The sequence below is a fragment of the Bradyrhizobium macuxiense genome, from assembly GCF_001542415.1.
GTDB classification, from domain to species: domain Bacteria; phylum Pseudomonadota; class Alphaproteobacteria; order Rhizobiales; family Xanthobacteraceae; genus Bradyrhizobium; species Bradyrhizobium macuxiense.
In genome coordinates this window covers 217,786-236,160 of sequence record NZ_LNCU01000010.1, presented here as the reverse complement: position 1 = coordinate 236,160, position 18,375 = coordinate 217,786, and the positions used below count along the sequence as shown (strand labels likewise).

Here is an 18,375-nt window from a genome sequence, read left to right as displayed (position 1 = left end):
GGTCATCCCCCGCGAAGGCGGGGATCCAGCATTCCAGAAGCGTCCGAGAAACATCGAGACGCCGTGGCGTACCGGATCGCCCGGTCGAGCTGGGCGATGACAGGGGAATTTGTGACCGGCATCCTCACACCAGCGCCTTGCCGCCGGCGAAAGCGGTCGCGGTCGCTTCGCTGGTCGCCTCTTCCGGCAGCAGCATCTCGTTGTGCGCCTTGCCCGACGGGATCATCGGGAAGCAGTTCTCCAGCGCCGCGACGCGGCAGTCGAACAGCACCGGGCGCTTGATCGAGATCATTTCCTTGATCGCGCCGTCGAGATCGGACGGCTTCATCGCCCGCAGGCCGACGCCGCCATAGGCTTCCGCGAGCTTGACGAAATCAGGCAGCGCCTCCGAATAGGAATGCGACAGACGGTTGCCGTGCAGCAGCTGCTGCCACTGCCGCACCATGCCCATGTACTGGTTGTTCAGGATGAAGATCTTGATCGGCAGCTCGTGCTGAACCGCCGTCGACATCTCCTGGATCGTCATCTGCACCGAGGCGTCGCCGGCGATATCGATCACCAGGCTGTCACGATGCGCCACCTGCACGCCGACCGCGGCCGGCAGGCCGTAGCCCATGGTGCCGAGACCGCCGGAGGTCATCCAGCGGTGCGGCTCCTCGAAGCCGAAGAACTGCGCGGCCCACATCTGGTGCTGACCGACTTCGGTCGTGATGTAGGTGTCCTTGCGCCGGGTCAGCTCGAACAGGCGCTGGATCGCGTATTGCGGCAGGATGACATCGTTGTTCTTCTTGTAGGAGAGCGAGTTGCGCGCACGCCATTGCGCGATCTGCTGCCACCACGCCTTGATGTCGGGCTTCTTGGCTTCCGCCTTGAACACCTGCAACAAATCGCCGAGCACGTTGGCGGCGTCGCCGATGATCGGCACGTCGACGCGGATGTTCTTGTTGATCGAGGACGGGTCGATGTCGATGTGGATCTTCTTCGAACCCGGCGAGAACGCATCGACGCGACCGGTGATGCGGTCGTCGAAGCGCGCGCCGACACACAGCATGACGTCGCAATCATGCATGGTCATGTTGGCTTCGTAGGTGCCGTGCATGCCCAGCATGCCGAGCCAATTCGGACCCGACGCCGGATAAGCGCCCAGCCCCATCAGCGTCGAGGTGATCGGGAAGCCCGTCACCTCGACCAACTGGCGCAGCAGCTTGGAGGCTTCCGGCCCCGCGTTGATCACGCCACCTCCGGAATAGATCACCGGACGCTTGGCCGAGGCCAGCATCGCGACCGCCTTGCGGATCTGCGTCGCGTCGCCTTTCACGCGCGGCGTGTAGGAGATGTGCACGTCCGACTTGCGCGGCGGATGATAGGTGCCGGTGGCGAACTGCACGTCCTTCGGCACATCGACCAGCACCGGGCCGGGCCGGCCGGTGGTCGCCACGTAGAAGGCCTCGTGCAGCACCTTGGCGAGGTCATTGACGTCGCGCACCAGCCAGTTGTGCTTGGTCGAGGGGCGCGTGATGCCGATCGTGTCGCATTCCTGGAAGGCGTCGTTGCCGATCAGATGGGTCGGCACCTGGCCGGTGATGCAGACCAGCGGGATCGAGTCCATCAGCGCATCGGTCAGCGGCGTCACCATGTTGGTGGCGCCGGGACCCGACGTCACCAGCACCACGCCTGGCTTGCCGGTCGAGCGCGCATAGCCTTCAGCGGCGTGGCCGGCCCCCTGCTCGTGGCGCACCAGGATGTGCTCGACCTCGCTCTGCTGGAAAATCTCGTCGTAGATCGGAAGCACCGCGCCGCCGGGATAGCCGAAGACATGCTGCACGCCGTGATCGATGAGCGCGCGCACGATCATTGCGGCGCCGGTCATCTGATTGGGATCGTGGCTCTTATCGGTCATGGTTCGCTCCGGATGCGCTTGTTTTTGCGCGACTTTTGTCAGTTCTCTTGAATTCTGCTTCGGGAAATAAAAAAGGGCCCGAGAGGCCCCATGCACACCGCCTGAATTTGGATGGCCGCTAGCCATCCCCGGCGGTGTGCCTGGGTACGACGGCGATAAGCAGTTTGGTAATAATGTTGCGCATGAGACTGCTCAGGCTTCCCAAAGGTTGCGCGCGAAACATAGCGGCCAAAGCTTGAATGTCAAGGCAAGGCAGAGATTTTCGCGGTTTGGGGGGAGTGTAACGGGGTTCCGCCCGTTCGGCGAGCATTTTTGCGCGGCGAAACACGCATGGCAGACGGGCGCCCGATCAAAAGCGAGAGAGCCGCAGCCATTCCCGCGCCGCGTCCGGCGCAACCCACTCGAATTCCGGGAGCTGATGGCGGAACCAGGTGAACTGGCGCTTGGCGTAATGGCGGGTGTCGGCCCGGCCGATCTCGGCGGCCTCCTCCCGGCTGATCTCGCCCCTCAGGTGCCGGATCAGGGCCGGCACGCCATGGGCCTTCATGGCCGGCAGCAGCGGATCGAGCTCGCGCGCGGCCAGCGCCGCGACCTCGTCGAGCGCGCCGGAATCGAGCATCGCGCCGAACCGCGCATCGATCCGCGCATAGAGCCGCTCGCGCTTGGGGGCGAGAAACAGCGCGCGGAATTCGCCCGGCGGCAGCAACGGCGGCAGGCCCTCGCGATGCCAGTCGGGCAGCGGTCGCCCTGTCGCCTCGACGACCTCGAGCGCGCGCGCAATCCGGGTGCGGTCGCGCGGCTTCAAGCGCGCGGCCGAGACCGGATCGCGCTGCGCCAGTTCGGCATGCAGCGCCTCGACACCGTCACGCTCCAGCCGTGCGCGAACGCCGTCGCGCACTGCAGTTGCGATCGGCGGCACCGCCGACAGCCCCTGCGTCAGCGCCTTGAAATACAGCCCCGAGCCACCGACGAAGATCGGCAGCCGCCCCTCTCCGCGCGCTTCGGCAAGCACATTTGCGGCATCGGCAACCCAGGCTCCGGCTGAGAAATTCACGCCCGCATCGACATGGCCATAGAGCCGGTGCGGAACCGTTGCCACCTCATCGGCGGTCGGCCGCGCCGTGATGATCCGCAAGTCGCGGTAGACCTGCATGGAGTCTGTGTTGATCACGACCCCGCCGGCTTTTTGCGCCAGCTCCAGCCCCAGCGCCGACTTGCCGCTGGCGGTCGGCCCTGCGATAAGCACGGCCTTGTCCAACAATTTCGAATGCGCCTGCATGTCCCTCGTCGCCACGCTCATCTGCAATCCCGCAACACCCGCACTCGACTCCACCGTCGTCGACGGCGCGCGGGCCGTGCTGCCGTCGCCGGGTCCGGCGCAGTGGCTGTTCAACGAGGTGGCCGTCGATATTCCCTTCGAGAGCCAAGACACCGGCAAGGAGGCGATCAAGGCGATCGAAGACCGCCTGCGCCAGGCGCGCGTCGACCTGCCGATCGACATTGTCGTGCAACCTCGGATCGCCCGGCGCAAGAAGCTTTTTCTGGCCGACATGGATTCCACCATGATCGGGCAGGAATGCATCGACGAGCTCGCCGATTTCGCCGGACTGAAGGCCCATGTCGCCGCCATCACCGAGCGCGCGATGCGCGGCGAGATCGAGTTCGAGTCGGCGCTGCGCGAGCGCGTCGCCCTGCTCAAGGGCCTGCCCGTCAGCGTGGTCGACGAGGTGCTGGAGAAGCGCATCACGCTGACGCCGGGCGGCCGCCAGCTGGTCAGGACCATGCGCGCGCATGGCGCCTACACCTGCCTGATCTCGGGCGGCTTCACACTGTTCAGCAACGTGGTCGCCGCCAGGGTCGGTTTCCAGGAGAACCGGGCCAACCAGTTGAAGGTCGAGGATAACAAGCTGACCGGCGAGGTGATCGAGCCGATCCTCGGCCGCGCCACCAAGCTCGCCACGCTGGTCGAGCTGATGGAATCCTTCGATCTCGACGACATCGACACGCTGGTGGTCGGTGACGGCGCCAACGATCTCGGCATGATCCAGGCCGCGGGCCTCGGCGTCGCCTATCACGCCAAGGCGGCGGTGGCAGCCGCCGCCGCGGCGCGGATCGATCACGGCGACCTCTCCGCGCTGCTCTATGCGCAGGGCTATCGGCGGGACGAGTTCGTGGAGGGTTAGCCTAGCTAACACCCGTCATGCCCGGGCTTGACCGGGCATCCATCTTCCGTTGCAGAATCTTTCGCCGATGGATTGCCGGGTCAAGCCCGGCAATGACCAGCAAGCTTCACTGCACGCTCAGCGCGACGAAGCGCAGCTCACCGTCGCCGTTGGAGACGAGCAGCAGCACCGATTTCTTGCCGTCCTTCTTCAGCTTCTCGACGCGGTTCTTGATATCGGCGGCGCTTGAGACCGCCTCCTGCGCAACCTCGACGATGACGTCGCCGGCCGACATGCGCTTCTCGGCAGCATCGGAGGTACCTTCGACACCGGTGACGATGACGCCCTTCACGCTGTCCTTGATCTTGTACTTGGTGCGCAGATCCTTGCTCAGCGACGCCAGGTCGAGGCCGAGCGCCTTCTGCGTCACCGGCTTCTCGACCGGCTCGTCCTTGGGCTTGGCGTTGGCCTGCTGAACCTTGTCGTTGTCCTCGAGGCGGCCGAGGGTCACCTTGCGGGTTTCCTCGTTGCCCTTGCGGATGACGACGACATCGACCTCCTTGCCGACCGCGGTGTCGGCAACGATGCGCGATAGATCCTTCGGATCCTTCACGTCCTTGCCGTCGAACTTCACGACGACGTCGCCGGGCTCGATGCCGGCCGGCTTGGCCGGGCCCTTGTCGTCGACGCCGGCAACCAGCGCGCCGCGCGCCGGCTTGATGTTGAGGCTCTCGGCGATCTCGTCGGTGACCTGCTGAATGCGCACGCCGAGCCAGCCGCGGCGCAGCTCGCCGTATTTCTCCAGCTGCTCGACGACACCCGCCACTGTCTTCGACGGCACGGCGAAACCGAGACCGATCGAACCGCCGGTCGGCGAGATGATCAGCGTGTTGACGCCGATCACTTCGCCATCGAGGTTGAACAGCGGGCCGCCGGAATTGCCGCGATTGATGGCGGCGTCGGTCTGAATGTAGCTGTCATATGGACCCTGGCTGATGTCGCGGTTCTTGGCCGAGACGATGCCCGCGGTGACGGTGCCGCCGAGGCTGAACGGGTTGCCGATCGCAACGACCCAGTCGCCGAGGCGGATCTTGTCACTGTCGCCGAACTTCACCGCGGTAAGCGGCTTCGGCGGCTTGATCCTGAGCACCGCGAGGTCGGTCTTCTTGTCAATGCCGACCACCTCCGCCTTGATCTTGGTGCCGTCGTTGAGAATGACGTTGATCTCGTCGGCATCGGCGATGACGTGATTGTTGGTGACGACGAGGCCCGACGCATCGACGATGAAGCCGGAGCCCAGCGAGTTGGTCTTGCGCGGCTGGAACTCGCCGCCCTTGTCACCACCCTTGCCGCCCGGTCCACGGCGGTTCTTGAAGAAGTCGTCAAAAAACTCCTCGAACGGCGAGCCCGGCGGCAGTTGCGGCATCGCGCCGCCTTTGGCCTCGATCGTTTGCGACGTCGAGATGTTGACGACGGCATCGATCACCTTCTCGGTCATGTCGGCGATGCCGTCGGGACCGCGCGCGAATGCCGGCACGGAGCTCAGCATGCTCGCAGCACCGATCGAGATCGCAGCTCCCATCAGGCGGAGGCGACGGCTCAGGGCTGGTCTGGCAGCGATCATGTCGGAATTTCTCCAGGCAAACGGGTCAAAATCGTTGATTGCAGAGTGCGCCCGAAGGGGCGTACGGCGCAAGCATCTCAGCCGGCCATTTCGGCGAAAAACCGGCTGCAAGAAGCTCACGATTGTGTTCAATCTTGGCTTGTCATTCCGGGATGGTTCAAAGGACCAGACCTCAGGGGCGCGATTGCGCCCCGGGGTATCTCGAGGTTCCCTCGGGCGCAATTGCGCCCTTGAGGTTCATGCTTTGCATGCCCCGGAACGACGATCTGATTCCTAGCGCCGCACCACCCAGATCAGGATCAGCCCGCAGACCGCCGAGCCGATGCCGACGACACGCAGAATGTTGTCGGGTGTCGCCAGCGCGCTCTTCATCGCCCGGCGCATCCAGGCCGGGCTTGCGGCGAACAGGATGCCTTCGAGCACGAACAGGATTCCCAGTCCGATGAGGAAGTCGCCGAACGCTATGGACCTCATCGGATGGCCATCTCCCGCTTCATAGTTCTTCTTCTTGAAAGGCGGCGACGCATGATCCGCGTCGCCGCCCTGTGTTGGCGTTATTGTTTCGGCGCGGCGGCCGCCGCCTCAGGCGGTTTGCCACTGGCACTGCCGAAATATTTGAAGAATTCCGAGTCCGGCCGCAACAGGAAACGCGTGTCGCCGGACTTCAGGCCATTCTCATAGGCTGTCATCGAGCGATAGAACGCGAAGAAGTCCTGATCCTTGCTGTAGGCTTCGGCGAACAGGCGGTTGCGCTCGGCATCGCCGGCGCCGCGCGTCTGCTCGGCGGTCGAGTTCGCCTCTGCAACGATCACGGTTGCCTCGCGATCGGCCTTGGAGCGGATTTCCTGCCCCTTCTGCCCGCCCTGGGCACGGAACTCGGCGGCTTCACGCTGACGTTCCGTCTGCATGCGCTGATAGACCGCCTGGCTGTTCTGCTCCGGCAGATCGGCGCGGCGGATGCGCACGTCGACGACCTGGATGCCGTAGCCGTCGGCCTCCTTGTCGAGCTGATCGCGGATCCGCGACATCAGCTTCTCGCGCTCGTCCCGAACCACCGCGATGAAGTTGACCTCGCCGAGCACGCGCCGCAACGACGCATTCAACAGCGTGGTCAGCTGCAGGTTGGCGGACTGGATCGAGCCGACGCTGGTGTAGAAGCGCAGCGCGTCCTTGATGCGATAGCGGGCGAAGGCGTCAACGACCAGTCGCTTCTGGTCCGACGCGATCACTTCCTGCGACGGGTTTTCGAGATCGAGGATACGCTTGTCGATCAGGATGACGCTGTCGGTGAACGGAACCTTGAAGTTCAGGCCAGGCTGCGTGACCACGTCAACCGGCTTGCCGAACCGGACCACGAGGGCCTGCTCGGTCTGCTGCACGGTGAACACCGAGCTGTAGGCGACGATGATCAGGACGAACAGGACGATCAGGGCCGCAATGCCCGCGACGGGGGACCTCATCGCGTGCCCCCCTGCTGCTGGCCGGTCGTGGCCGGCGCTGGCGGACGCCGCGTCGTCAGCTCGCTCAGGGGAAGATAGGGCACGACGTTCTGGCCCTTGCCGCCGTCGTAAACCAGCTTGTCGGCGCCACCGAGCACGCGCTCCATGGTTTCCAAATAGATGCGTTCGCGCGTCACGTCCGGGGCCTTCTTGTACTCTTCGTAGATCTTCAGGAAGCGCGCGCTCTGGCCCTTGGCCTCGGCGACCGCCTGCTCCTTGTAGCCTTCGGCGGCCTGGATGATCTGCGCGGCCCGGCCGCGTGCTTCGGGCACGACGCGGTTGGCGTAGGTCTGCGCCTCATTCTGCGCGCGCTCGAGGTCGGCGCGCGCCGCCTGCACGTCGCGGAACGAGTCGATGACCTGCTGCGGCGGGTCGACCTTCTGCATCTGCACCTGCGTGATCAGGATGCCCGCGCCATAGGTGTCGAGCGTCCTCTGCATCAGGTCCTGCACGGTCGTTTCGGTCTGGGTCCGCGCGCCGGTGAGGATCGGCTGAATCTCGGACCGGCCGATCACCTCGCGCATTGCGCTTTCGGCAACCGCCTTCACGGTGCCCTCGGGGTTCTGGATATTGAAGAGGTACTCGCCCGCGGCATTCGGCTTGATGCGCCACAGCACGGTGAAGTCGACGTCGACGATGTTCTCGTCGCCGGTCAGCATCAGGCTCTCCTCCGGCACGTCGCGCATGGTGCGGCCGCGCCGGGCGGGATCGTCGATCAGCGTCATGCCGATCGAGGTCGTATTCACGCGCAGCACTTTCGGCAGCAACACTGTCTCGATCGGATACGGCAGGTGATATCGCAGGCCCGGCTGCGCATCGCGCACATACTTGCCGAACCGCAGGACCACGCCGAGCTCTTCGGACTGAACGCGGAAGATGCCGGTCGCAAACCAGATCACCAGCGCGGCGGCCAGGATCAAGGCGATGCCGACGCCGCTGAAATGCCCGCCGGGCAGCCATTGCTGCAGCCGGTCCTGACCGCGGCGCAGCAGATCCTCAAGATCCGGCGGCCTTGGTCCAACCGATTGCGGACCTGTGCCCCACGGCCCTTTCGGACCCGAGCCCCACGGCCCCCCGCCCTGATTTTTCCACGGCATCAAAGATCTCCTCGGCAAGTCCGGGCGGCGATGCCCGGGCTCGAATGTCCGGCCCGGTTATAGGGGACCGTCGGGGCCCTTACAACGCAAGCTTCCTGGCGAGACGAGCTATGCGTCGGGGCAAATTTGTCAATGCAAACATTGGTTAACGTCGGCCGCGCCGACGATATGTCACATAGGAGAAGTCGGCGCTGTCGTCCGGTCCGGCGGGATTCCGCACACGCGCGACCTCTTCCCAGTCCTTCGCATCGATTATGTCAAACCGTGTATCGCCGTCAGGCCTGGCATGGACTTCGGTGATTTCCAAACGATCGGCAACACCCATCCATTGGGCATAAATCTCCGCGCCGCCGATGACGGCGATTTCGGTGGCGAAACGCCGCAGCGCGTCGCCATGAGCAACAGCGCGCGCGTTTTCGAACGACGTCGTCACGACGGCGCCCCGAGCCTGGTAATTCACGTCACGCGTCACCACGATGTTGGTTCGTCCCGGAAGCGGCCTGCGCAGCGATTCAAACGTCTTGCGTCCCATCACGACCGGCTTGTTCATGGTGATGGCCTTGAGGCGCTGCTGATCGGTTTTCAGCCGCCACGGAATTGTGTTGTCGCGCCCGATCACGCCGTTCTCGGCGACTGCAACGACGAGCACGATCTCCATCAGCGTACTCCCTTGGCCAGCGCCGTGAGGGCGGCATCGGAGACGCGGCAAATCGTCCATTCGTCCATCAGCTCGGCGCCGAGCGATTTGTAGAACGCGATCGACGGCGCGTTCCAGTCGAGCACCGCCCATTGCAGGCGCGACCATCCGTTGGCGACGCATTCCTGCGCCAGATGCACGAGCAACGCCTTGCCGATGCCCTTGCCACGCAGCGCCGGCCGCACGAAGAGATCCTCCAGATAGATGCCGTGGCTGCCGGCAAAGGTAGAGAAATTGACGAACCAGACGGCGAAGCCTGCGGGCTCGCCGTTCCATTCCGCGATGTCGCAGAACAGCCGCGGATTGGGGCCGAACAGCGCCTCGGCAATGTCGGCCTCGCTGGCGCGAACCTCGTGCAGCAGCTTTTCGTATTCGGCGAGCTCGCGAACCAGCGAGAAAACCAGTCCGGCCTCATCGGGCCGCGCGCGGCGGATGGTGAGAGACATTCAATCCCTCACACCGCGACTTCGGCCTTGATGTGCGGGTGCGGGTCGTAACCCTCGAGTTTGAAGTCCTCGTAACGGAACGCGAAGATGTCCTTCACATCGGGATTGATCGTCATCGTCGGCAGCGGCCGCGTCGGCCGCGTTAGCTGCAACTTCGCCTGCTCGAGATGGTTCGAATAGAGATGCGCATCGCCGAGCGAATGCACGAAGTCGCCGGGCTTCAGGCCGGTCACCTGCGCCACCATCATGGTGAGCAGCGCATAGGAGGCGATGTTGAAGGGCACGCCGAGGAAGACGTCGCCGGAGCGCTGGTAGAGCTGGCACGACAATTTGCCGTTGGCGACGTAGAACTGGAACAGGCAGTGGCACGGCGGCAGCGCCATCTTGTCGACCTCGGCCGGATTCCAGGCGCTGACGATCAGCCGCCGCGAGTCCGGGTTGCGCTTGATCATCTCGATGACGTTGGCAATCTGGTCGATGCTGCGGCCATCAGGCGCGGGCCATGAGCGCCATTGCGAGCCATAGACCGGGCCGAGATCGCCATTGGCGTCGGCCCATTCGTCCCAGATCGTGACGCCGTTGTCGTTGAGATATTTGATGTTGGTATCGCCGGCGAGGAACCAGAGCAGCTCGTGCACGATCGCCTTCAGCGGCAGCCGCTTGGTGGTCAGCATCGGGAAGCCGGCCGACAGGTTGAAGCGCATCTGATGGCCGAAGATCGACAGCGTGCCGGTGCCGGTGCGGTCGTGCTTCTCCGCGCCGTCGGCGAGGATGCGTTCGAGCAGATCGTGATACTGGTTCATGGCGTCTGTTTCGGGTCTTCGAGGAAACGGCGAACTTAGCGGCCGAGGCCGCCGGCCGACACGCCGATTCGGCTGATTGCAGCGATTATACCCCGAAAAATGAGCACCTCCGCACCAAACGGCAAGGGGCGGAACTCGCGTCCCGCCCCTTCCCTATCCGCTTGATTGCATTGGCTTAAGTTGCTGGCTTGAGCACCGGCGTCCACTTCGCGATCTCACTTCTGACGAGCGTCGCCAGCGCCTCCGGCGTGCGGTTGGCGGGCGCCGGGATCACGCTGCCGAGTTCCAGCAGGCGCTTGCGGACCGCCTCGTCGTCGAGCGCCTTGGTGGCGGCCGCGCTCAGCGTGGCGATGACGGAGGGCGGCGTTCCCTTCGGCGCGAAGATCGCGTTCCACGCCTGGGCCTGGTATGCCGGGAGGCCGGCTTCGGCTGTGGTCGGCACGTCAGGCAGCGACGGATTGCGCTCGGGCGTTGCGATCGCATAGGCCTTGATGGTGCCGGCGTTGATCTGCGGCACCGCGTTGACGATCTGGTCGCACATGTAGTCGACCTGCCCCGCGACCAGCGCATTCATCGCAGGACCGGTGCCGTTGAAGGGAACCCCGACCGGCTTGACGTCGAGGATCGAGTTCAGCAGCTCGCACGACGCATGCGAGACCGAACCGACACCGGCATGCGCGGCGTTGACCTTCTCGGCATTGGCCTTCACGTAGGCCACGAATTCCTTGAGATCCTTCGGCGGAAAATCCTTGCGCGCGAGGATCAGGATCGGCGTGCCGGCGAGCAACGCCACGGGCTCGAAATCCTTCTCCGGATGATAGGCGAGCTTCGGATAGAGCGGCACGGAGGCCGCGTGCGTGCCCATATGTCCGGTGATCAGCGTGTAGCCGTCATTGGCGGCGCGCGCCGCGCGGGTGGTTGCGGTGGTGCCGCCGGCGCCGACCACGTTCTCGATGACGATGCTCTGTCCGAGTGTCTGCGCCATGTTGGCGGTGACGATGCGCGAGATGACGTCGGTCGGACCGCCGGCCGCGAACGGCACAATCATCGTGATGGTGCGCGTCGGATAATTCTGCGCCGAGACCGGCGCGGCGACCACGCACAGTGAAGCGACCGTGGCAAGGCACGCGCCCGCAAGCGAGCGAACGGACATCATCTCGAATCCTCCCTGAGAACGTCCAGGCAGAACGTCCAAGCAAACAAAAATGCCGACCCAATCGGGCCGGCATTTTCATTTCATGAAGCTGCATCGAAAGTCTACTCGACTTCCGCCTGCGGCGCGCGGACGCAGGCCGACGTGCGATCAGCTCTCCGATTCCACGAACACCTCATCACGCTTGGCGCGCAGCGCCGGCAACACCGCGAGCAGCAACAGACCGCCTGCGATCGCAAGCAGCACCGCCGACAGCGGCCGCGAGATGAACACGCTCCAGTCGCCGCGCGAGATCAAGAGCGCGCGCCGCAGGTTCTCTTCCATCAGCGGTCCCAGCACCATGCCGAGCAGCAGCGGCGCCGGCTCGAAATCGTGCTTGATCAACCAGTAGCCGACCAGCCCGAAGACACCGGCCAGGATGACGTCGACCGGCGCGTTGTTCACGGAGTAGATGCCGATCGAGCAGAAGATCACGATCGAGGGGAACATCAGCCGATAGGGCACGCGCAGCAGGCGGACCCAGATGCCGACCAGCGGAAGGTTGATGATGATGAGCATCAGATTGCCGATCCACATCGAGGCGATCATGCCCCAGACCAGATCGGGCTGCTTCTGCATCACCTGCGGGCCCGGCACGATGCCGTGAATGGTCATCGCACCGACCATCAGCGCCATCACCGCGTTCGGCGGAATGCCGAGCGTGAGCAGCGGGATGAACGAGGTCTGTGCCGCGGCATTGTTGGCGCTCTCCGGCGCCGCAACGCCTTCGATCGCGCCGCGGCCGAAGCGTGACGGATTTTTCGCGAGCTTCTTCTCCAGCGTATAGGCCGCGAACGACGCGATGACGGCGCCGCCGCCGGGCAGGATGCCGAGGATCGAGCCGAGCACCGTGCCGCGAAGGATTGCAGGCGTGGAATCCGCGATGTCCTTCCGCGTCGGCATCAACCCGGTGATCTTCTGCTGCACTAGGTCGCGGTTCATCTCGGAACCGGCGTCGAGGTTGCGGATGATCTCGGCAAAGCCGAACACGCCCATCGCCACCGTCGCAAAGCCGAGGCCGTCGGCAAGCTCCGGAATATTAAAGGCCATACGCGAGGCGCCGGTCTCGATGTCGGAGCCCACCATCGAGAGCAGCAAGCCGAACACGATCATCGCGATCGCCTTCAGCACCGAGCCCTTGGCGAGCACGACTGCGAAGATCAGGCCGAGCACCATCAGCGAGAAATATTCGGCCGGACCGAACGCCAGCGCGAGCTTGGTCAGCGGCGCGCCGAGCACCGCGATCAGGACGGTGGCGACGCAGCCGGCGAAGAACGAGCCGATCGCGGCGATCGCGAGCGCAGGACCGGCGCGGCCCTGCTTGGCCATCTGGAAGCCGTCGAGCGCGGTGACGACCGATGTCGCCTCGCCTGGAATGTTGACCAGGATCGACGTGGTCGAGCCGCCGTACTGGGCGCCGTAATAGATGCCGGCGAGCATGATCAGCGCGCCGACCGGCGGCAGGCCGAAGGTGATCGGCAGCAGCATCGCGACGGTCGCGATGGTGCCGATGCCCGGCAGCACGCCGACGAGCGTGCCGACCAGCGCACCGATCAGACACATCAAGAGATTCATCGGCGAGAAGGCGACGGCGAAACCGTGTGCGAGATTGGCAAAGAGTTCCATCACGTCCTCACTGGATCAGGAAACGCGGGAACATCGGCATCGGCAGTCCCAGCACGTAGGGGAAAAGGAGCGCGCAGCCAAGCGTCAGGCAGGCGCCGACGATGATGGCCTCGAGCCATTTGGTCTCATGCGAGCCGAGCGCTGCGATCAGGAAGCTCGAGAACGCCGAGACGACAAGCCCGAGGGGCCTGATGGCCAATGCGAAGAACAGGATCGACAGCGCCACGAAGAATGGCCCGCGCCACGAATAGGCCGCGATCGGCGGGCCCTCGTTGAGGATCCCCGTCAGCGCGATGGCGGCACCAAGCAGCAGCAGCAGCACCGCGAACATGCGCGGCGCCGTGCCGGCACCGAACGAAAATCCGTGCATGCCCTGTAGATCACTCGACGCCCACAGCGCAAACACGGCGATCGCCATCAGTGCGATGCCGCCGACAAAATCCTGCGGTCCGCGCACCCATTTCGGCAAGATGGATTTGACTTGCGCCTGGCTCGGCGTGTCACTCATGATTTCGCTCCCCCGGCAGGGTTTCCCGCCCGATCTGATTGGATGGCTTGTGATGATGGCCCCGACGACTTGCTAGCGATTTTCGCCGGACAACGCCAGCGAAACCAAAAATGCCGCCGGCAAGCGCGGCTGCGACATCATGCTCGGGGACGATCCAATTTTGGTCTAATGTTTGCAGCAGGATCAGCCCGCTCGCGGCCGACGATGGAACCAGCGCCCGCTTGAATGATCGCGGACAAGCGCGAATGGCGCGAGCGTTCGAGGAAGCGGCTCACATACATAATGGGCAAGCAGTGCGGTCGGTCCACGCATCGCAATTGTTGCCGCCAATGCGCCGACAACCCTGCGACAGAATAGCCTATCCGCTCCGCGATCAGCACGCTCAGTCCCGGCGACAACTGCGAGATCGCAAACAGCGACATCAGGCCGAAGGTCCAGAGCAGCGTCGCGAGCTCATGGCGTCACCTTGCGGCGCGTCACGATCGCGATCGAGTCATGAGGATATGGCCTATGACATCGCGCCGCTCCAGCACCACCATCTCGAAGACGACGGCGATCAGCAGTCCGACCACGGCGCCGAGCAGACGCCGCAGCGCATCGATCTCGCCGTAGATCGCCGAGGACAGTCGCGATGGCCCGGGACGGCCGACCAGGCCGGCGAAGTCGGCAAGCTAGCGCCGACGATGCCCGACCAAGCCTGGGCCGGCCCCCGCCAAAGCTGGCCAGCGACGTGCGGCAGAGGCCGGGAACAGCTTCAGCGGGCCGTGCCGATTGGGGTGACATGGCCGCGAGGGCGGCCTCGTGGCCGCGCCAACCCCGATCGAGACGGTTTTCGCGCGGGAAAGGCCCTGAATCGGCTCTGTTTTTCTTCGACCGCGCACTCTATATTAGGAGTGCCGGTTCGCCGGCTATGGAAATAAATGGCCGTCGCAATAAACCATTCGGACCCGGGGGCGGTACCCGGCGCCTCCACCAAAACCCATCACGGGTGGCTTTTGGCGGGGGCGAAATAGGATCGACGAGGGCGTAAAGGGCGTGTTTTTTCTCGGTATGGTTCCGCCGACATCGGGCCATTGCAATAGTTGCCAACGACAACTTTGCTCCGGTTGCTCAGGCTGCGTAACGCAGTTTGAAAGACCATCTTAAAGTCCTAGCGGGTTAAGCTCCGCTAGGCGGGGTTCGGAGGCACCTGGCAACAGAAGCCTCCACTTCATTTTTTTGGGCGCGTGCTTCCGCGCCCATTTCCATTACCCCCTGCTGATTTCCGGCTCCCGGCGGGGTAGCATGGCCCAGGGGCGAGTCGGACGGCTCCGGCCCCCTTGAAGCCGGCCATTTTCGAAAGCGACGGGATACTCATGGCGACCGATCACATCCGATATGACGTGCTGGCGCGGGATGCGCTGCGCGGGGTGCTGCGCCAGGTCCTGGCCGACGCTGCCGAACATGGCCTGCCGGGCGAGCACCATTTCTACATCACCTTCCTGTCGACCGCCGCCGGCGTGAAGATATCGCCGCGGCTGCTTGCGCAATATCCGGAAGAGATGACCATCATCCTGCAGCACCAGTTCTGGGACCTGGTGGTGACCGAGGATCGCTTCGAGGTCGGCCTGTCGTTCGGCGGAATCCCCGAGCGGCTGACGGTGCCGTTCGCCTCCGTGACGCGCTTCCTCGATCCGTCAGCGCCATTCGACCTGCAGTTCGACGCCTCGGATGCGGTGGCCGAAGCGCCGCCGTCCCAGGTGCCGGCCGCGACGCCGGCGACCTCCCTTCCCGCGCCACAGGCCCGCGCGGCGCCCGAGACCATCGAGGCCGAGACAGCGGACGAGCCAGCCAAGCCCAGCGAAGGCGCCGAGGTGGTGCGGCTCGATCGCTTCCGCAAGAAATAATCTAGACACAGACCAATCATCGACCCTGTAGGATGCTTGCGAAGACCGGGGTGACGGATCGTCATCCCGGACTATCTTCTGCATGAGCGTGACCTTGCGCCGACGTTTCGCGTTTGGCACGTCGGATCATGCGCAGACGAGACGCAACGGAAAGCATCCATGGCCCGATCGACCAGACCATCCAAGGCAACCACCCGCAGCGAGACCGACAGCTTCGGTCCCATCGACGTTCCTGCCGATCGCTACTGGGGCGCGCAGACCGAACGCTCGCGGCAGAATTTCAAGATCGGGCGCGACCGGATGCCGATCGCGATCGTCCACGCGCTCGGCATCGTCAAGCTCGCTGCCGCCGAGACCAATCGCGAGCTTGGCCAGCTCGACGCGCGCCGTGCCGGCGCCATCGTCCGCGCCACCAGGGAAGTGATCGAGGGCAAGCTCGACGATCATTTTCCGCTGGTGGTCTGGCAGACCGGATCGGGCACGCAGACCAACATGAACGTGAACGAGGTGATCGCCAACCGCGCCAACCAGATGCTCGGCGGCGAACTCGGCGCCAAGAAGCCGATCCATCCGAACGATCACGTCAATATGAGCCAGTCGTCGAATGATTCATTCCCGACCGCGATGCATATCGCCGCCGCAACGCGGATCATCTCCGACCTGGTTCCCGCACTGACCGAACTGCATCGCGAGCTGCGCAAGAAGGAGAAGGCGTTCGCCAGGATCGTCAAGATCGGACGCACGCACACCCAGGACGCGACGCCGCTGACGCTCGGCCAGGAATTCTCCGGCTACACCGCGCAGGTCGAGAGCGGCATCGCACGCTTGCGCGTGGCGGTGAAGGATCTGTTTCCGCTGGCGCAGGGCGGCACCGCAGTCGGCACCGGGCTCAACTCGAAGCCGAGATTCGCCAGGACCTTTGCGCGGCATGTCGCCAGGATCACCAAGCTGCCGTTCACGAGTGCTGCGAACAAGTTCGAGGCGCTCGCCTCCAACGACGCCTATGTGCTGGTGCATGGCGCGATCAATTCGGTCGCGACCGGCCTGTTCAAGATCGCCAACGACATCCGCTTCCTCGGCTCCGGCCCGCGCTCGGGCCTAGGAGAACTGATCCTGCCCGAGAACGAGCCGGGCTCTTCGATCATGCCGGGCAAGGTGAACCCGACCCAGTGCGAGGCGGTGACGATGGTCTGCTGCCAGGTGTTCGGCAATGAAACCGCGATCACGATCGCCGGCAGCCAGGGGCATTTCGAGCTCAACGTATACAAGCCCGTTTTGGCATATTGTATGATAAATTCCATTCAATTGCTGTCCGACGTCGTGCGCTCGTTCACCGAGCATTGCGTTGTCGGCATACGCGCAGACGAAAAGCGCATCAGCGAGCTGATGCAGCGTTCGCTGATGCTGGTGACCGCGCTCGCGCCGAAGATCGGCTACGACAACGCAGCGAAGGTCGCGAAATCAGCACATGCGCGCGGAACGACGTTGAAGGAAGAAGCCCTGCGGCTCGGCTTTGTATCTGCAGATGAATTCGATCGTCTGGTGCAGCCGGACAAAATGACACACCCGGGCTAGGTGAGTAATTCAATGTCCGGATAATTACGGTCAGCGCGCGTGATATAATTATGGATCATAACGCCTAAAGACTAAGGCAGCTCATCTATCAGCTCTGCGCTGACGCATGGTACAGCAAGACAGACGTCAAGTTTTCGCAGAGCGAAACCGATTCTTTGATGCTATCACGAAGCATCAAAATGAGGATTCTGGATGGATATCGAACCAGGCGCACAGCGCGGCCACTCTTGCTTTCGTCACGATGCATCACCAACTCGGATGAAGGGACGATGAGGACGAGCATGGGCGACGTGGTCAACTTGAAACGGTTCAAGAAGCGCAACGAGCGCGAACAAGCAGCGAAGCAGGCTGACGCCAACCGTGCGCTATTTGGTCGCACCAAGACCGAACGCGCACGCGACGAGGATATCGCCGAGCGCAACGCGCGCCTGCTGGATCAACATCACATCGATGGCGGAGAAGCGTCATGAAATCTCCCGTCGTCAAACGTTCGATCGTCGTCGCCGGACACAAGACCAGCGTCAGCCTCGAAGAGGCGTTCTGGAACGGCATGAAGGAGATCTCGGGTCTCCGAAACATGACGCTGTCGGAGCTGGTCGGCGAGATCGACAGCAATCGCCAGCAGGGCAATCTTTCCTCGGCGATCCGTCTCTTCGTGCTGGATTATTTCCGTTCGCGCGCCACGCCGGCCGTGCCGGCGGACGTCAGGCCGCAACAGGTCGATACGCGCCAGCAGGCCTGACAACCTGCCCGGTCCCGCGACCGGATCGCTGCCATGCTATAGAGCATGCGATCGGGTTGTCGCGCGGACATCAGGATGAAAGTCAAACGCATCGTAGCCGACATTGCCGCCGCTGACGTGGCGGCAGCGGCGCGCTTCTATCGCGACGTCCTCGGGCTCGAGCCGCTGATGGATTTCGGTTGGATTGCGACCTACGGCTCATCCGAAACGATGCAGGTTCAAATCAGCTTCGCATCCGAAGGTGGCTCCGGCACGCCGGTGCCCGATCTCTCGATCGAGGTCGATGATCTCGACGAGGCGCTTCGTCGCGCGACGGCGGCCCGCATCGCGATCGAATATGGGCCGGCGATCGAGCCGTGGGGCGTTCGGCGCTTCTTCGTGCGCGATCCCTTCGGCAGGCTGGTCAATATTCTCCAGCACCGCTCGTAAGCGAGAGCGACGCCGGTTCGCGTGATGAAACGCGTCAAGACGAGGATCCAGCGCTTCGGCTCGGACTCGATCAGAACCGAAATGCTTTAGTTCTGCATCGCGGGTCGCGGCGGCGGATTGGCAACCTGCGGTGTCAACGACAATGGCGGACGCGGCCGCGGCCTGACCGTGCCGGGCGCCGGCTTGACC

The 18,375-nt window shown here is 64.0% G+C and carries 19 protein-coding genes and 1 other RNA gene; 7 read left to right on the top strand and 13 right to left on the bottom strand.

Annotated elements, in window-relative coordinates; genetic code table 11:
* Window positions 1-124: 124 nt before the first annotated feature.
* Both AS156_RS01795 and miaA read right to left on the bottom strand, forming a co-directional pair.
* Entirely contained in the window at window positions 125-1,900 is a 1,776-nt protein-coding gene (locus AS156_RS01795) for an acetolactate synthase 3 large subunit (RefSeq protein WP_066499131.1), read from the bottom strand.
* 349 nt (window positions 1,901-2,249) lie between these two features.
* Window positions 2,250-3,200, bottom strand: a complete 951-nt coding sequence (gene miaA, locus AS156_RS01790) for a tRNA (adenosine(37)-N6)-dimethylallyltransferase MiaA (protein ID WP_066499327.1) — start codon at window positions 3,198-3,200, stop codon at window positions 2,250-2,252.
* On the opposite strand from miaA, the gene serB reads away from it, so the two are divergent.
* Window positions 3,178-4,083, top strand: coding sequence for a phosphoserine phosphatase SerB (gene serB / locus AS156_RS01785; RefSeq protein WP_066499325.1), 906 nt, complete (start codon window positions 3,178-3,180; stop codon window positions 4,081-4,083). The genes miaA and serB overlap by 23 nt on opposite strands.
* A 106-nt stretch (window positions 4,084-4,189) precedes the next feature.
* Here the strand turns inward: serB and AS156_RS01780 are convergent, their stop codons facing one another.
* From AS156_RS01780 to AS156_RS40190, 11 genes are all read right to left on the bottom strand, one after another.
* Window positions 4,190-5,686: a Do family serine endopeptidase gene (locus AS156_RS01780; RefSeq protein ID WP_066499130.1), complete on the bottom strand. Its 1,497-nt coding sequence runs from the start codon at window positions 5,684-5,686 to the stop codon at window positions 4,190-4,192.
* Between the two features lie 273 nt (window positions 5,687-5,959).
* Window positions 5,960-6,160 (bottom strand): DUF2065 domain-containing protein, encoded by a 201-nt coding sequence (locus AS156_RS01775; RefSeq protein WP_066499127.1) that lies wholly within the window; start codon window positions 6,158-6,160, stop codon window positions 5,960-5,962.
* A gap of 80 nt (window positions 6,161-6,240) precedes the next feature.
* Entirely contained in the window at window positions 6,241-7,146 is a 906-nt protein-coding gene (hflC, locus tag AS156_RS01770) for a protease modulator HflC (RefSeq protein WP_066499125.1), read from the bottom strand.
* Window positions 7,143-8,282 (bottom strand): FtsH protease activity modulator HflK, encoded by a 1,140-nt coding sequence (gene hflK / locus AS156_RS01765; protein ID WP_066499123.1) that lies wholly within the window; start codon window positions 8,280-8,282, stop codon window positions 7,143-7,145. Before hflK ends, hflC begins: the two co-directional genes overlap by 4 nt.
* A gap of 145 nt (window positions 8,283-8,427) precedes the next feature.
* Window positions 8,428-8,940, bottom strand: a complete 513-nt coding sequence (locus AS156_RS01760) for a dihydrofolate reductase (RefSeq protein ID WP_066499121.1) — start codon at window positions 8,938-8,940, stop codon at window positions 8,428-8,430.
* On the bottom strand, window positions 8,940-9,425 hold the full coding sequence (locus tag AS156_RS01755; protein WP_066499119.1) for a GNAT family N-acetyltransferase: 486 nt from the start codon (window positions 9,423-9,425) through the stop codon (window positions 8,940-8,942). The genes AS156_RS01760 and AS156_RS01755 overlap by 1 nt, the downstream gene beginning before the upstream one ends.
* 8 nt (window positions 9,426-9,433) lie before the next feature.
* Window positions 9,434-10,228 (bottom strand): thymidylate synthase, encoded by a 795-nt coding sequence (locus tag AS156_RS01750; RefSeq protein WP_066499115.1) that lies wholly within the window; start codon window positions 10,226-10,228, stop codon window positions 9,434-9,436.
* Window positions 10,229-10,403: 175 nt separating this feature from the next.
* On the bottom strand, window positions 10,404-11,384 hold the full coding sequence (locus AS156_RS01745; protein ID WP_066499105.1) for a tripartite tricarboxylate transporter substrate-binding protein: 981 nt from the start codon (window positions 11,382-11,384) through the stop codon (window positions 10,404-10,406).
* A 147-nt stretch (window positions 11,385-11,531) separates the two neighbouring features.
* Window positions 11,532-13,046 carry a tripartite tricarboxylate transporter permease gene (locus AS156_RS01740; protein WP_066499101.1) on the bottom strand — a complete coding sequence of 505 codons (1,515 nt, stop codon included), beginning with the start codon at window positions 13,044-13,046 and terminating at the stop codon, window positions 11,532-11,534.
* 7 nt (window positions 13,047-13,053) lie between these two features.
* Window positions 13,054-13,554: a tripartite tricarboxylate transporter TctB family protein gene (locus tag AS156_RS01735; RefSeq protein WP_066499096.1), complete on the bottom strand. Its 501-nt coding sequence runs from the start codon at window positions 13,552-13,554 to the stop codon at window positions 13,054-13,056.
* A 137-nt stretch (window positions 13,555-13,691) separates the two neighbouring features.
* Window positions 13,692-13,976 carry a hypothetical protein gene (locus tag AS156_RS40190; RefSeq protein WP_245312506.1) on the bottom strand — a complete coding sequence of 95 codons (285 nt, stop codon included), beginning with the start codon at window positions 13,974-13,976 and terminating at the stop codon, window positions 13,692-13,694.
* Between the two features lie 434 nt (window positions 13,977-14,410).
* Here AS156_RS40190 and ssrA point away from each other — a divergent pair.
* The 6 genes from ssrA (at window position 14,411) to AS156_RS01705 (ending at window position 18,186) form a co-directional block, all read left to right on the top strand.
* Window positions 14,411-14,764, top strand: a transfer-messenger RNA (tmRNA) gene (ssrA, locus tag AS156_RS01730).
* A gap of 145 nt (window positions 14,765-14,909) precedes the next feature.
* Complete coding sequence (locus AS156_RS01725; RefSeq protein ID WP_066499095.1) at window positions 14,910-15,440, top strand: SspB family protein; 531 nt, start codon at window positions 14,910-14,912, stop codon at window positions 15,438-15,440.
* 159 nt (window positions 15,441-15,599) lie between these two features.
* Window positions 15,600-17,015: a class II fumarate hydratase gene (gene fumC, locus AS156_RS01720; RefSeq protein ID WP_066499092.1), complete on the top strand. Its 1,416-nt coding sequence runs from the start codon at window positions 15,600-15,602 to the stop codon at window positions 17,013-17,015.
* 281 nt (window positions 17,016-17,296) lie between these two features.
* Window positions 17,297-17,485, top strand: a complete 189-nt coding sequence (locus AS156_RS01715) for a DUF4169 family protein (protein ID WP_066499081.1) — start codon at window positions 17,297-17,299, stop codon at window positions 17,483-17,485.
* Entirely contained in the window at window positions 17,482-17,757 is a 276-nt protein-coding gene (locus tag AS156_RS01710; RefSeq protein WP_066499077.1) for a ribbon-helix-helix domain-containing protein, read from the top strand. The genes AS156_RS01715 and AS156_RS01710 overlap by 4 nt, the downstream gene beginning before the upstream one ends.
* Before the next feature lie 75 nt (window positions 17,758-17,832).
* Window positions 17,833-18,186, top strand: coding sequence for a VOC family protein (locus AS156_RS01705; RefSeq protein ID WP_066499074.1), 354 nt, complete (start codon window positions 17,833-17,835; stop codon window positions 18,184-18,186).
* The last annotated feature ends 189 nt before the right edge of the window (window positions 18,187-18,375 follow it).